We start from the raw sequence: 13,808 nt of genomic DNA, 5'->3' as shown, positions 1-13,808 counted from the left end.
GATGCCATCGAACAAACCCTGACCTTCTTCAGGCTGCCGAGACAGCACCACAAGCATCTCAAATCCACCAACATGCTGGAGCGGCTCAACGAGGAAATCCGCCAGCGCACCTATGTCGTGCACATCTTCCCCAATACCGAAAGCTGCCTGCGCCTGGTCAGGGCCTTGGCCGTCGAGACCAATGAAAACTGGATGGAGGCCAACCGATACATCAACATGGACGACCTGCGCGAGCACAAGAAGCTCGCTCTGCGCCAAGCCGCATGACCAGCATCATGGCTGCCCCATTTTGCAGAACTTGACGCACACAACCATGGTTGCCGATAGCCGCATGCCGAGGCCTAAGCTCATCAACAGTCGCACGATTTGGGATCGTGTCACCCTCGATATCGCTTTCTCCTCCCTGCCAGACAAAGATAACGGCCTCCAAGAACTGTTAGATCGGAGTAAGCAGAAGGCGGCAACAAGATAGGAAGCTACGCGCATTGCGTATACGCTGTGGGCGTAGTACCATTATCCTCCGAGTGGAATGATGACGTGAACGAGAATGACAAGCTTGCGCGAGATGTGAAAGCCTGGCGTTCGAAGGGAGGTTTCACTGCTGAGAGTGCAGCGAAGGTGTTGGGAATACCGAAACGCACATACGAGGGCATCGAGCAAGGTCGAGGTTTCCCGTACCCGAAACTCCTACGCGTTGCCCTCGAAAGCAAAAACCTTTCGCTTGAAGCGATGATAGAGGTCTCTCCGCATGTGAAAAAGCGGCGGTAGAGGACTGGAAGGAGGCCTAATCGCCCGGCCATTCAAGGATGACACTTTCCCCGGCGTTTCGTCGCGCCTCAAAAATGGAAAGACAGTCTATCGCTATCGTGCAAAGGGAATGCCTGAAATCCGCCTCCCCGGCCAGCCCGGTGATCCGGAATTCGAGGCTGCCTACAAAGGGCGACCCAGAGCCAGGGCCTAAAGGCAATTATTATCGACCTACCCGGTCGGGCGTTGCCAAAGACGTTCGGTCATGCAGCGCGGCGACTTGAAGGGACTATGGAATGGCTGGACGAAGCAACGCAGCGGAAGAATGCCAGGCTGATTGAACGCTTCCTTCGGAGCAGGTCGAACCTGCCTACCCGCTGACTTGGCGCGATACGCCAGTAGGAACATCTCGACGCCGACCATCTGCGTGCGATTGTCGAAAGCGCCTTTGCCGCCAACCGGACGGTTGCCAAGCACCTGCTGGTCGCAATCAAGAAGCTCCTGTGGGTGGGGATCGAAGTTGAGAAATGGAGCAAACCGCAGAACAATCCCTCACTGTCGATCCGCGTCCGCATTCCTAAATCCACCACCAATCCCGCGTGGCCGGTCCCCATTCGTGAAAAGTTCGAGGCGCGCCATCCGATCGGCTCCCCGCCGCGCACCTGTTACACGCTCGCCTTTTGGCTCGGCAAGCGACGAGGCGATATCGCCTCGTTGCAATGGGACGATTTGGTTTTCGAGGAGATCGAACTGTTCGATGGCTCCCTAGGGGTGATCGAAGCCTTCGATTTCCGGCAGAAGAAGAACCGCAACCGTCACGGCGGTCGCGAGATGTTTATCCCCATCCTCGACAAGCTGGCGCAAGCCTTGGCGCCGCTCGACCGTTCGAAAGGCGGAACGGTACTGAAGAATGCCTATGGGCGTCCATTCGCGGAAAAGAGCCTCACCGGCATGATGGCACATTGGAACAAGCAGGCCGGCATTCCGGAGGGCTACACTCTCCACGGGCTACGCCGCACCTTCGGCACGTATCTCGCCGAATGCAACACCCAATCGCGTGCCATCATGGAGGCGATGGGGCATTCTTCCATGACGGTGACGGACGAATATGTCCGGCAGGCTAACAAGAAGCGAATGGCCGTCGACATAGCCCGCGCCATCAACGAGCGCGAGGCCAAACGCGATGCGATGAAGCAGCGAGCGGCCCTGCGCGTCGTCAAGTAAGTGAAATCAACCGACCATGAGCAGGGTCCCATATCGGGTGCCCTTTTCTTCGGGCCCATAATGGGCCCAAAACGTTTTGGGCCGAGGCATATCTTTAATAATGAAATCAATGGTTATGGTGGTGGTGGCAGTCTGGAGCGAACCCGTCTCTGTCTGATCGTCCCTGTTTCGCCCGGAAAAACAGCGAATTTTCGGCGATTTTGGGCGCCTGAGCCATTTTCGACCTAAAATCCCGGCGCAGTTTCAACGCCTTGGCATAAAATTCCCTATTCAGCCTAACAGAGAAATGGACGCGGCCTATCAGGGAACGCAGCGAGCTTTAGAGGCCAGGAATGCGCGTCGTCCCCTGTTCGCCTTTGAGCAGCTTACGATTGGGTTCGTCACTCCGCCATGGAAAAAAGCCGAGTGCAGCACACCTTCACCGCCAAGAATTGTACGACCTCCTTTGGTCGACGCCCATCATCACGCTCGGTGAGCGGTTCGATATTTCGGATCCAGGACGAGCGAAGAGTGAAACGTCCCCACACCCGGTCGCTGGACTAGTGGCAGCGCTGAGATCTGCAAATCCAGACCAACACGGCGAGGTCTCAGTTCCGGGTGTAAGCGATTTTGAGCGGACTGAAAATCCGCGTGTCGGTGGTTCGAATCCGCCTCTGGGCACCAGTTCTTGACTGAAGTTGCTTTATTTCCAGTAAGATACAGGAACTTGGCGGATTTCGATCCACCTGAACACCCACCTTAGAATGCTTCGTTGGCAGCCCTGTGAGGGTCGCGTCCTGCCTGTACCATGGCCGTCTAGGCGACGGCATCAGCCATCAGTCATCAGTCATCAGATTGAACCAATCCGCCTTGCAGGCCGTATCATGTGCAATTGGTTCGCCCTTGGTCTCAAGCACAATCACTTAGATAAACTCGCCTTCGGTAAAATCGCGAAAATAGATCGGGACCGCGTTAGTAAGAGGGGAGGAACATTCCTTCTTCCATGGGAGCTTCCTCAAAGGCCTTTCGGACATCCTTCGGGGATACCTCGTCTGCCATGGCCGCCACATAGGCTTCCACGGCCTGCTGCCATTTTGGGCCACGCTTGGTCCAGGTCAGCAGTGGCTCCGCAGCACCTTGGACGTGGTTGACGCCATGGCGCATGCCTATGCGATCCGTCTTCTTCTTTTTGGGGGGCAGCATAGCGCCATTTGCGGTCATTGAAATTTGCACTCGCTGGGGGCTGTTGTAATGGTGTTCTCGGTGAAGGTAATCGCCGCCTTATCCTCACAGCGATATCGTAGGGCAAGACAATGAGTAAGCCACCCAAACGTCCAATCGATCTAAGACGCGAATCCGCGTTCTCGATGACAATCGGCGGCCAAGGCGACCGAGCAGCGGTCCTGAACATGGTCGCGACCACGGGATCAGCTTTTGTGATAAAGCAGAACTCAGTGCATGAGATCAGACTCGCGGATCAAATTGACCCTGATCGCACAAACATTAATGTTCCCAACACTCAGCAATTGTTCGCTGAGGCTGGTTCGGAATCCGACATCGTTGCCCGAACGTTTCTGTCGGCCGACGCACTTTTTACCAAAACCCATTTTCCGGATGAGAAGGTGAGAGACCGAGTGGTTTTGGTCTCAGCCGAAATCATGACTCACCTTCTGGCGGCGCAGAAGGTTCTGGATCACCTACAGGCAGACCAAGAAAAGCGAATTGCCGATGTAAAGGCGTCGAAGGATCCGACAAGACTGCCAGCTGTCACGGAAGTCGAGTCTCGAGCGAATACGTTCATCCAGAAGGCGGAACACGCGCTTCAAGCAATATATCGTCTCGCCGAAGTCTTCTATGGCCCGCAAATGAAAGCCGAAGGAAAATTTCCTGACAACCTCCCTCTGGCATTTGCAAAAGCCTTTGGGGAAAACGCCCCATCAACGGCTTATGCAAAGGCTGTGGCACTCTTTGGCCATCAGGTTCGCAACACGCGACATTGCGTCGAACACCGCAAAGAAGATCAGCGGATCGTAGCGAAGGATTTTCAGCTCAGACCAGACGTTGTGCGGTACCGCTGTCTATGCCTTTCATTAGGGTTGTGACCGCTGCGGCTTTCCAGCCTCAAACGTCCCTCATTCTGTGACCCCGGTGGAACGGTCGTCCCCGGCGCGGAGGAAGAACATAGGACCAACGCCTGGCCTCCAGCACCCGCTCATGCCTGAGTCTGGTGGCGACCATTTTCACGACCGTTTGAACTGGAAAGATCTGCGCTCGCTTCCGAGCCGCATTCAAGAATGCACTTGGCGGAACTGCCGCAACTATGGCCTGCCCTTCGACGCGCTCCGGCAACAGACACCAGAGCATGCCACGGTTAGGCCCCGACGGATCATCCATTGCCTCGATACCCTCGAAGTCGAAGAACACCGGCGTTGTGCATGTAAGCCACGCCAAGGGAAAGCTCTGCTCTGGGCTACGGGTAATGAAAATGCTTGTCCCCGGTATGGGCTTGAAAAGCCTTTGACCTTGCAGAAACCGGGATCGATCTCTCTTCAGCCTCGCTCCGTCCACGACCCAGACCATATTTCGATGGAACGCCTCGCGTGCTGACTTCTCCTGCATGGGCAAGTGCGAGTGCTGGAACTCGATAGCCAAGCCATACTCGGTCTTCACATCTGCAATATGCTTCTCGCCTGCCTCGTCACGCTGGACCACCTCCTGCCATCCCGCTGGAAATTGGTCCTTCCAGCTGCGATGCCACAGGGTTTCGGGCTCCCACCACGGATCGCAGTTCCTGTTGCCGTGATGCGCCCAGTGCCAGACCCTTTGCGTTCCGCACCTTGCAGTCATTGGCCGCGAACAGCCCGGGCAGAAAGCGACCATTCCAGGCGATGCCTGACACCGAATATCGTTCACCAATGCAAACCGCATGTTCTTCTCCATAAGCGTTCAGGGCCGCACACCACCGTAGGCGGCAGCCAGATTTCTTGTTTGGGAAGCTATGTCGGCAGCGCGGCCAGCCTGAGCTGGTGCTGTTTCTTCTTATCTTCGACGTGAGGTCGGACCGTCGTCGGTTATCATGCGGCTCAGAAAATGCCCGGCGCCGCTTCTTCTCAAAGCATGCACCAAAAATATCCGACTTGCTGGCTCAGTCAAGTCTGTCGGGAAGGGCGGCAACCGCCGCCAAGAGGTGGCAAGATTGTAGACCACCCCTGTCGCTGCCGAGAAAGCCCGACAACCGCCGATAAGTGATCCGCCGGTCAGAGACTGCTGACAAGCGGTATGCCGCTCAGCGGCCAAATCTCGCGCTAAAGGCCCACAGTGAGAAAGTCAGAAAAAATCTGCCGCGATTTCGAAGCAAGGTCACGCAAGAAGGTATCCCTTCCCCGCCGCAAACTGGGACCGGCCCCTCCAGGAACGCTCCGTCGCCTAGACCGCGAGGCACTGCGGCGCGCGATCACGGCAGGACGAGGGAAGTCAAGTTTGTCTCGGCCGTCATCCGAGGAGGCAAGTGAGCCATTGCTCGCGCAAAACGACGCCGAATCGTGACAAAAGTCCTTCCACGGAGAGACGAAAACACGAAGAGATTGCGTTGACGTGCGTTGCTGGTAATGACGGTCTGTGCCGTTGCGCGAAGCCTGAGCCAAAGAAGCTCGCGCAGACGGGCGCGGCTATGAGGGGGTAATGGAGACATCAAAGCAAGTCTGGCTTCGTGCGTTTTGGGGTTTTGATCCAGAGAACGAGGGGTATTTTGGCTTCACGCATGAAGGAGATCGGAAACAGTTCCTGAATGCGGCGAACGGTGGCGATTGGGTTTTGATATATGGCGGTGTAAACGAGCACACGGCGGCCGAGGAAACGCGCCAAGCCTTGGGCTTTTTGGAGCTTTCAACAGAGCTCTGCCTGGACGTTGAACGCATGTCACCCAAAGCCGTGCAGCGAAGGCAAGATGGAGAATTTGAGGACCGCTGGAATTATGGTCTCGTAGTTACGCGCGCTTGGCGTCTCCTACACAACGTTCATATTAGAAATATCGCGGTAGAGGCTTATTCAAATGATTTTCGGTTTGATAGGGCAAGTCGCGGCGTCTTGTTGAACACCCAGGAAACTGAACGTGCATTGAGCTATCCAATAGTTGAAGTGAACGTTTATGGGCAGACTCCAATCGAGACCGTTGATGCATTTCCTACACAGGCTGTTAAGATATTCAAACCGTCTGTTGGGATTCCGCCGTCCTTTGGCTCCAAAACCCACACGTCTGAGGACGGCGAGAACATTTTATACCTGATGGAATTTACCGGATCCGCTACGTACCTGCTTGGTGACTCGCCACTTTACTCTGGAAATACTCTCTTCAAGGTGGGAAGGAGCAACGATCTCAAAAGGAGGACGTGCGAACTGAACAGCGGCTTTCCCCCGCCATCAGTGGTTAAATGGAAAGTTGTAGCCAATCATAAGTTCCAGGATGGGGAGTCAGCCCACGAATCTGAAGCCGTCCTGAAGAACTCTTTTGACAAGAAGTTCTGCTCGGTCGGCGGAGAATTTTTTGTTGGCAAAGGAGTTGCAGTGCAAAGCGCGTTCCTTCAGCATTGTTCAGCCTACTCGATTGTTATTAAGGGCGCTCCTGGGAAAAATAAGTTGTAGTACTGCTGGAAGTACGATCGCGCCCATACCCCTCTCTCACCGCAAATCGCGACCGGCCCTCCGATCTGCTTGTTAAAGTAAATCAGATTTCACTCATCACCGCGCACATCCATTTTTCTTGTGAGATAAGCTTTTTTGTCCTCTTCGCTTAAAGCTGCAAGCCACTTTTCATGCTCACGCTGTCGCTTTTCTTCAGACGTGGAATGCAATATTCCAGCGACGACGAATATTGCGACCGTCCAAAACGTGATTTGGTTCAACCAAGAAGGACGAAAGCCATCTTGGTCGGTATAGATCACGTTTATGACTATCAAAAATAGTATTATCCCGCCTACAAACCCAGCTCCATATCCTGTATCCTTCTTATTCACTGTTTCAAACCTTGTGAGGTAGTGAGTTTAATTCCAAGGATAAACTATCATGGTGAGCAGCAACCGGAAACAGCCCTCCTAAAGCGGTGCTGTTTTTCACCTGCATATCAAGGAACGATCATTGCGTCTAAGCCCTACGATGTTTCCTAGACCAACGACCACGGCACTCCCCCCCTTCATCTGATGCACCTAGACATAAGGCTGTCGCGAAGTTGGTAAGCGTTGCCGGTGTAGGCGCACCCGTCAGGCATGAAGCACCACTGTCCAGGCATTTGTCGGCCCGATACACGCTAACAGCCGGCCAAGCCTTCCTTGCTCCCTCTGAACGGACGAAAAGAGCATGTTGCAATGCCGGCTTCGGCGGTGGCGTGAGATCGGGCAATCTCCACGATCAGGGTAACTTCACTTTTCAATGGACGTTTCTTTTCCATGGAAGGGAATTTCCATACGCCACATCCCCAGGAAAACCAGCAGTCCGCCTACAGGCAACGGTCAATCGTAGGTGAGGCGTTTTTCCCAGGTCGCGGTCGTTCCATAGTCGTTCGTTGGGGTATTCTATGTCGGTCTATCTTTTTGATAATTCATGTGAAAATAGGGGTATTGGTTGGTATGCCTATCTATTAGGGTCGTAGCCCACCGCTTTTCCAGCCTCAAGCGGACATACTCCGGCGTCGGACGGCAGCGTTGCGCCAGGAGCTGCCATTCCCGGCGCTTCTCCAAACCTGACTTTCGCGCTACAGCTTGGGTTCGACCCTGTGCAACTGTCTGATAGGCAATGGGGCAAAGACTGCTTCGGGCCCAAACCGCTCAAACTCGACCGCATCTTGCTGATCGGCTTCCGATACAGTTCGGACTTCCAAGAGGTGTGAAATGGATGATGATATCTGGAATCAGGCCTTCTATGACGACGGCGAGTGGGTCTCCTGGTCCGACGTAGAAGAACAGCTCCAATACCAGGAGTGGCGAGCAAAATATCCTAATGCGATAAGATCTTTGATTCCTTATTTTCAGGATCTCTTGTCGCTGGCAGAAAGCTACCACCTTGAGACAGGTCGTCATCTCAATGTGTACGGAGACATTGGGGAACTCTTCGGCGCCATTACCTATGGAATAAAGCTGAACAAGAACTATGCGCAGGGTTCTGATGGTAGGCTTGGCAACGATCACGTTGAGATCAAGACCATCACCCCGTTCAAAATCAAGGACGAGGTTTTCGTGAAGTTAGCAGGTAACTTCAACAAGCTGCTCGTCGTGAAGATCAACGCGGACTTTGAAGTCTCATCCCGAATGGTCGTTCGCTCGAAGCTTCCCAAAACGGCGAAGCCTTTCCTCAGGATAAGCTGGGGGGATCTGCTCGTGGCCGAATGACGGCTTCGTCCGCCACTTGCTCGTCCCCATCAACGTGGCGAATGGCAACGTTCCACCCGATCCGGACCTCCATGGTCGTTCCGTGGGAAGGCAACGGTCAAAAGCGGACAGACCTTATGAGGTCAAGAAAGGCCGCTGAGAGCGTGCGGTGTCAGGCGTTTGTCGGGGCGACGACAGGCAATTGCCAGTTGATCGCACGTCGCTAGGGTCGTTGTCGCCGGTCCTTGATGGTGACTGAAGATGTTTGCGCATGGGCCATGCCAGGAAGTCATAAAAAATCTACGGCGATTTCGAAGCAAGGTAACGTGAGAAGGGGACCCCTCCCAGCGCGCAAATTGGGACCGCCCCTCCTAGCCTCAGAAACAGCCGCCACCAAGCGCAACGGTATCTGCCGGGCTTCCACACTGGCCAAGTGCAGCAAGCCGCTGTGCGCCTTTTGTCGGGTCACCAAGCTGACTCGCCGTAGCCGATCACTTGTACCTGTGATGTATGGTCTAGACCGTTGAGTGGATGCCGCCTGGTCCGGACCGACTCATCCCGCCAATGCCGATGACTGCGGCGTGGGGAAACAGATCCTAGAAGCGCACGAAGGCGGTTTGCCAGGGCTTTGCCGGCTGAGGTGTCGTTCCAAGCTGTATCGCCCGTTGTCGGCCTGTGAAGGCTGACCTGTCCACCAACGTTGGACACTGGGCGAAAAGAGCAGTGTTCCGCCTAGCGTTAAGCCGACAACGGTGGCCAGCCCTACCTTTTTCGGGGCCGGCAATCGTTTGCACTTGATGGTTCTTTTCCTGGACAGGAAATTACATGTGACCATCACATTAAACAACGCTGTCGTGTTGGTGACGATCAAGGCGTGTTCATCGTGGTCATTCTATGAAAGTCGTGGTTGTCTTATCTCACTGTGATTTCGTGGGAATTAGGCGGTGGTGGTGTCTACGCTTTACATTAGGGTTGTTATGGCGGCTATTTTCTCAACCGTACGCGGTTCCTTCTCAGTGAGATTTTTGTGAAGCAGGTTTGTAGCTTCTTCATTGTAAGCGGGTGTCGCTGAAGCCGTCGCTTGGCAGGCTTTTTTGCGTGTCGCTTTGCCTGCATTTTTCTGATGGCATCCCGGAACCGTCCCTTTATCTGTGCGGGGGAGGATCGCCAAACTTCTTCGGGCACACTGCGGACTTCTTCTATCTGTGGCCATTCGCGCTCTTCGAGCACTTTGATCGCAAGGTGGGCGACCCTACTTGCTCGGTAGTCCGCATCCCGGAAAAGAGCGGTTACCGGAATGGCGTTCGCGCGGGGGTTGCTCGACGTAAGTTTCGCGTGCCGCATCACGGTCCGTGGTGCGAGCAGCTTGCCGAGTTTGACGTAGTCGATCTGTTCCAAGATCAGGAACCGGTGAAGATAGCTCTCCAAGTTCGCATTGATGAGGTCCGAAAGCTGGTCGCCGCCAAAATGAGTCCTGACGGCTCGGCCGCCTTTCGATGTCCATTCTAGGTGGGCAATGATCGATCCAAACTGCCCCAGCGCCAGCTTTCTTCGCCGAATGTATATTTTTAAGTTGTGGGCCGCCTTATCGTGCTCGAAGTAGATCGTGGGGTGGTCGAATAGGCCCCGACGCTTCAGTTCCTTTGCCGTAAGCCTCGGACCTTTTTTCGCCTTGCTTACGAACCCTATGTATCCGCGTTCGTGGTTTATCTTACCAAGGTGCCGAAGCAGCCAGTCTCGAACAAGAAGGGCAGTTTTCTCTGACCTGGCATCAATGTCGAAGGCCGCTTCGACCTTGTTTACCCAATACGAGCCAAGTGCAGCTTCATGTTTTTGGAGCAGCTTCAGGACCGCCTTGTCGGGCAGGCAAACGATCTTAAGCCGGCTGCCTCGCTTCCCGTGTCTCTTCTCAATCTTGAATGAGTGACTGCGCCGCTCGAGTTCCTCGATCGGCAGGAGTTGTCCTAGCTGGTCTTTTGGTACTTCGGTGCAAATGTTGATTGCGTCGAACGTGGGCCGAAACGTCCCAATTCCAGGTATGGTCAAGAAGGCTGCCATGTCGCGCTTACTTCAAGCCGCTTCTATCAAGGTGCACACGAAAGCGATTGTTCTTGGTCTTCGATGTCGGTACCGACGGTATCGACGCATTTACGTGCGTTTGGCGGATCGCCATTTTCTTCTCAATCACAGCCAGAACTTCCGCCTCAATCCACCACGTATGACCATCTATCCGGACTGGTTCCGGCAAGGTGCCGCGTTCCGCGTAGCGCCAGATGGTCGCGACTGACACATGCATCGTCACGGCAACTTCCTTGACGCTCAGAAATTTCACAGCCTGGGCCATCCTAGATCCTGTGGCCACGGCTAGGCAGGTCTGCTTTTATGAGCAGCACGTCGCGGACAAGGAACAGACGTCGCCCCGTTGGACTCAGTTGGTAGGTCTTGAGTTCTCGGTCTAGTTTGCGGAACTGAGCAGCGCTGACGCCGAGCATGTTGGCTGCCACGCTCGCCCTAACGTACCGGTGCTCCCAACCGAAAAATCCCAAGCGTAGTGTGCGCCGCTGGGTCGGGGATAGCAGTTCATCCCGCTCGCGGCACTGCCGGCCCGACCTTGCGCGCCACTTAAAGTCTCACCCGAGCACGATAGTTCTTGCCAACGTGGCTTGCGACATGACCCGCCCAACGATCCAACAAGTCACGCCTTTGATCCAAATAGTCGGTGCGGCGGTAGGACCTTTCAACGCTTGATCCTATGGTACGGCGAAGCATGGTTTCGGCTACTTCGTGCCGGGCGTCGGTCGTTTCCGCCAGCCAATCCCGCAAGGATGATCTGAACCCGTGCGGTCTGTACTCCAGCTTGGCACGCTTCATGTGTTGGCTCATGGCCATATCGCTAATGACGCCCTTCTTCGGGTTGGCAAAGAGGTATCCGTCACGCTCAAACTGCTGGGCCTTCTCAATCACGGCAAGCGCTTCCGCCGACAAAGGTACCCTGAATTCGGTGGTGGCGTCCCGCCGCCCCTTCATTGCCTCAGCCGGTATCGTCCACACGTCACCTTCAATCTGATCCTCGTGAATATACCTGATAGGCGCTGACCTCACCCCCGTGAGGATTAGCAAGCGCAGGGCCAAATGCGTGATTTTGTCGTCTTTAAGCGTCGCGTAAAATGCCGGCAGATGCGACCAAGGCATGGCGGGAATATTTTCAGCTTTGTGCCGTTGCCTACCCAGCAAGGCCCTTGCCTTGTCCGTGGCCTGTAGGTCCACTTCCAGGCCCAGCGCGGCGGCGTGTTTGAGACATATACTCAGCCGGTTCATTGCCTTGCGCGCCGTGTCGGCCTTGACGTGCCAAATCGGCGCCAGCGTGTCACGAATGTCGCGCTGGTCTATTTCTCCGACGGGCACCTTTCCAAGCTTCGGTAGCACGTGCAGTTCCAGCGGCGTGAACCACCGGCCAGCTTTGCCGTCGCCTTTCAATTCTGCCTTGCGCGACTCAAAAGCATCTTTGGCGATGTCGGCCAAAAGGTGCAGGTTGCGCGCGGCTTCCCGCTTCTCGTGGTCGCGTACCCTGATGGGGTCTCTTCCAGCCCGCACCACCGCCCGCCATTTCTCGGCTCCGTCGCGGGCTTCCTTGAGGCTGACCCCCACGATGGAGCCAAGGCCCATTTCCCGCCGCCTGCCGTGCATCGTGTAGCGCAAGAACCATTGACCTCCCCCGTCATCGCGCCTCAGCAGCCACAATCCCCCACCGTCAGCGTGCTTGCCCGGTGTTAATTTCTTGACGGCAATGGCGCTTAGCCTGTTGAGGGCGCGCATCGCATTCACCTCTCCAAAATTCCCAAATGTCACCGATCACAAACCACCGCAAGGCCCACCTATCCATCTATGATAGGTTGCATTCAATTGCGACGACGTGAGACATAAAAATCAGCAACTATCGACACTTACAGGAAATTTGATAGGCCCTGATACACGCTGTGGTCCTATGTAAATGCCGCCTCTGGGCACCATCTCTTTATGGTCCATTCCGGACACATAGGTTACGGTTTATATCGGAGACATGGGTAACACTTTTGGCCCGAAGGGGTTTTGGAGTGGTTCGAGCCTGCATGTCTCATCATCGAAGTAGCCCAAATCATAATCCATGAAGGAAGCCAGCCAGATATGGTCCTCGACCTGTTTGATGCCGACGGTCTGGCCGGCAAAGACGAGGCTGAGGTTGATCTTCTTGCGATTGTAGCAGATGCGGCCGCAGGTGGTGACGGTGACGGCCTTGTCGTGAAGCGGATAATCGAGATCCGGCAGGCCGGCATAGATGCGCGGTGACGGCGTGTAGCGCTCGGCTGGACAGGCCATGTCGAGCGCCTGATGTGGGCGTTCTGAGTTGAACTCATTGATGAAGTCATCGAACCTGGCCTGCTGCTGCAGGAAATTGGCGCCAGCCGGTTTGGTGGTTTCCTTCTTGAGAGTCAGATGCATGCGCTCATGGCGCCCGTTCTGCTGCGGACAGCCCGGCTGGATGCGCTCGATGTCGATGCCCAGGCGCAGCCACCAGACCGACAGTTTGCTGAGATTGAACAGCGCGTTTGGGCTGGCAAAGGGAACGCCATTGTCGGTCCTGATGGCGCTGGGCAGGCCGAACTCTTTGAAAACGCTCTCGAACACCGTGAAGGCATAGGCTTCCTTGGTAGTCGACAACGCCTCGCAGGCGATGAGATAGCGGCTGGCGAAGTCGGTGATCGTCAGCGGATAGCAATAGCGCCGATCGGCGAGCATGAACTCGCCTTTGTAGTCGGCACACCACAGATCGTTGGGCCGATAGCCGTTTGAAAGTGGTGTTCCCATCGCGCTGTTGCGCCTTCGCTTGCGGCGGGTCGAGAACCGCATGCACCGTCGAGATCGCAGGCCGGTGAACGTCAGGATACAGCCGGGCCAACCGTTCGCGTATCTTTGGCGCACCCCAGGTCGGCTTGTCTTGCTTGAGGCGCACAATCAGCTTCTCGATTTGAAACGGAAGCTGATTGGCGTGGCGGTAGGGTCGGCGTGATCGATCCGTCAGCCCCTCAAGGCCACTGTCATTGTAGCGTGTGAGGATCTTGTAGCCGGTCTTGCGCGAGATATCGAACTCACGGCAAGCAATGAACTTCAGCCGCTCTTCCATGACGTTACACTCCTTCCAAGGCACCTTGCTCTCCTTGCAAAGGGCCGAAAGTGTAACCCATGTCTCCGGAATGAACTGTCACCCATCTCTCGGGAAGGGCATATGCTGATAAATCAATTGGTTGGAACAAATCCTGGCAACTTGACTAGGCCGTTACGTGTCGCGCCATGTTGCAACTGGGTTGCATTGATTTTCAACGGTTTCCTGTGACAAGCGGCTAGTCGACGCGACATAGAATGCGACATGATCCACACGTCTCGGCCCGGAGGCACCGGTCTTGAAATTCGGTTGCTGCCGTCCCTGCCCTTCCCCTTCGGTGTTATCAAATCCTTGCCCGT

Annotated in this window: 13 protein-coding genes and 2 pseudogenes; 6 read left to right on the top strand and 9 right to left on the bottom strand. The window is 55.2% G+C overall.

The features are described from left to right. From NKJ57_RS04165 to NKJ57_RS04155, 3 genes are all read left to right on the top strand, one after another. Positions 1 to 267, top strand: a 267-nt coding sequence (locus NKJ57_RS04165; RefSeq protein WP_352510561.1) for a transposase, incomplete at its 5' end; no start/stop codon positions are given. Between the two features lie 270 nt (positions 268 to 537). Then, positions 538 to 768, top strand: coding sequence for a helix-turn-helix domain-containing protein (locus NKJ57_RS04160; protein WP_084566247.1), 231 nt, complete (start codon positions 538 to 540; stop codon positions 766 to 768). Between the two features lie 486 nt (positions 769 to 1,254). Next, positions 1,255 to 1,971, top strand: coding sequence for a tyrosine-type recombinase/integrase (locus tag NKJ57_RS04155; RefSeq protein WP_352510560.1), 717 nt, complete (start codon positions 1,255 to 1,257; stop codon positions 1,969 to 1,971). Between the two features lie 951 nt (positions 1,972 to 2,922). Here NKJ57_RS04155 and NKJ57_RS04150 read toward each other — a convergent pair. Then, a complete protein-coding gene (locus tag NKJ57_RS04150; protein ID WP_352510559.1) occupies positions 2,923 to 3,171 on the bottom strand; it encodes a DUF982 domain-containing protein in 249 nt (82 codons plus the stop codon). Positions 3,172 to 3,263: 92 nt separating this feature from the next. Between NKJ57_RS04150 and NKJ57_RS04145 the strand changes: the two genes are divergently transcribed. Then, a complete protein-coding gene (locus tag NKJ57_RS04145; protein ID WP_352510558.1) occupies positions 3,264 to 4,052 on the top strand; it encodes a hypothetical protein in 789 nt (262 codons plus the stop codon). A 19-nt stretch (positions 4,053 to 4,071) separates the two neighbouring features. On the opposite strand, the gene NKJ57_RS04140 is transcribed toward NKJ57_RS04145, so the two are convergent. Both NKJ57_RS04140 and NKJ57_RS30860 read right to left on the bottom strand, forming a co-directional pair. Further along, complete coding sequence (locus NKJ57_RS04140) at positions 4,072 to 4,662, bottom strand: competence protein (protein WP_502902015.1); 591 nt, start codon at positions 4,660 to 4,662, stop codon at positions 4,072 to 4,074. A gap of 81 nt (positions 4,663 to 4,743) precedes the next feature. Further along, positions 4,744 to 4,830: pseudogene (locus NKJ57_RS30860) on the bottom strand (competence protein CoiA family protein); the annotation flags it as partial. A gap of 801 nt (positions 4,831 to 5,631) precedes the next feature. Here NKJ57_RS30860 and NKJ57_RS04135 point away from each other — a divergent pair. After that, complete coding sequence (locus NKJ57_RS04135; protein WP_352510557.1) at positions 5,632 to 6,591, top strand: GIY-YIG nuclease family protein; 960 nt, start codon at positions 5,632 to 5,634, stop codon at positions 6,589 to 6,591. A gap of 89 nt (positions 6,592 to 6,680) precedes the next feature. Here NKJ57_RS04135 and NKJ57_RS04130 read toward each other — a convergent pair whose 3' ends face one another. Both NKJ57_RS04130 and NKJ57_RS04125 read right to left on the bottom strand, forming a co-directional pair. Further along, positions 6,681 to 6,962 carry a hypothetical protein gene (locus NKJ57_RS04130; protein ID WP_352510556.1) on the bottom strand — a complete coding sequence of 94 codons (282 nt, stop codon included), beginning with the start codon at positions 6,960 to 6,962 and terminating at the stop codon, positions 6,681 to 6,683. 290 nt (positions 6,963 to 7,252) lie between these two features. Continuing rightward, positions 7,253 to 7,393 carry a hypothetical protein gene (locus NKJ57_RS04125; protein WP_352573646.1) on the bottom strand — a complete coding sequence of 47 codons (141 nt, stop codon included), beginning with the start codon at positions 7,391 to 7,393 and terminating at the stop codon, positions 7,253 to 7,255. A 439-nt stretch (positions 7,394 to 7,832) separates the two neighbouring features. Here NKJ57_RS04125 and NKJ57_RS04120 point away from each other — a divergent pair, with 439 nt between their 5' ends. Next, positions 7,833 to 8,330, top strand: a complete 498-nt coding sequence (locus tag NKJ57_RS04120) for a hypothetical protein (RefSeq protein ID WP_352510555.1) — start codon at positions 7,833 to 7,835, stop codon at positions 8,328 to 8,330. Between the two features lie 963 nt (positions 8,331 to 9,293). Here NKJ57_RS04120 and NKJ57_RS04115 read toward each other — a convergent pair. The 4 genes and pseudogenes from NKJ57_RS04115 to NKJ57_RS04100 form a co-directional block, all read right to left on the bottom strand. After that, positions 9,294 to 10,367 (bottom strand): hypothetical protein, encoded by a 1,074-nt coding sequence (locus tag NKJ57_RS04115; protein ID WP_352510554.1) that lies wholly within the window; start codon positions 10,365 to 10,367, stop codon positions 9,294 to 9,296. Between the two features lie 7 nt (positions 10,368 to 10,374). Further along, complete coding sequence (locus NKJ57_RS04110; RefSeq protein ID WP_352510553.1) at positions 10,375 to 10,653, bottom strand: helix-turn-helix transcriptional regulator; 279 nt, start codon at positions 10,651 to 10,653, stop codon at positions 10,375 to 10,377. Positions 10,654 to 10,931: 278 nt separating this feature from the next. After that, on the bottom strand, positions 10,932 to 12,125 hold the full coding sequence (locus NKJ57_RS04105; RefSeq protein ID WP_352510552.1) for a tyrosine-type recombinase/integrase: 1,194 nt from the start codon (positions 12,123 to 12,125) through the stop codon (positions 10,932 to 10,934). Positions 12,126 to 12,356: 231 nt separating this feature from the next. Further along, positions 12,357 to 13,494, bottom strand: a pseudogene (locus NKJ57_RS04100) (helix-turn-helix domain-containing protein). Positions 13,495 to 13,808 lie beyond the last annotated feature (314 nt).

Source organism: Mesorhizobium sp. M0077, assembly GCF_040322955.1.
GTDB lineage: Bacteria > Pseudomonadota > Alphaproteobacteria > Rhizobiales > Rhizobiaceae > Mesorhizobium.
The sequence above is the reverse complement of the archived record's forward strand: the minus strand, read 5'-3'. Positions and strand labels throughout refer to the sequence as shown.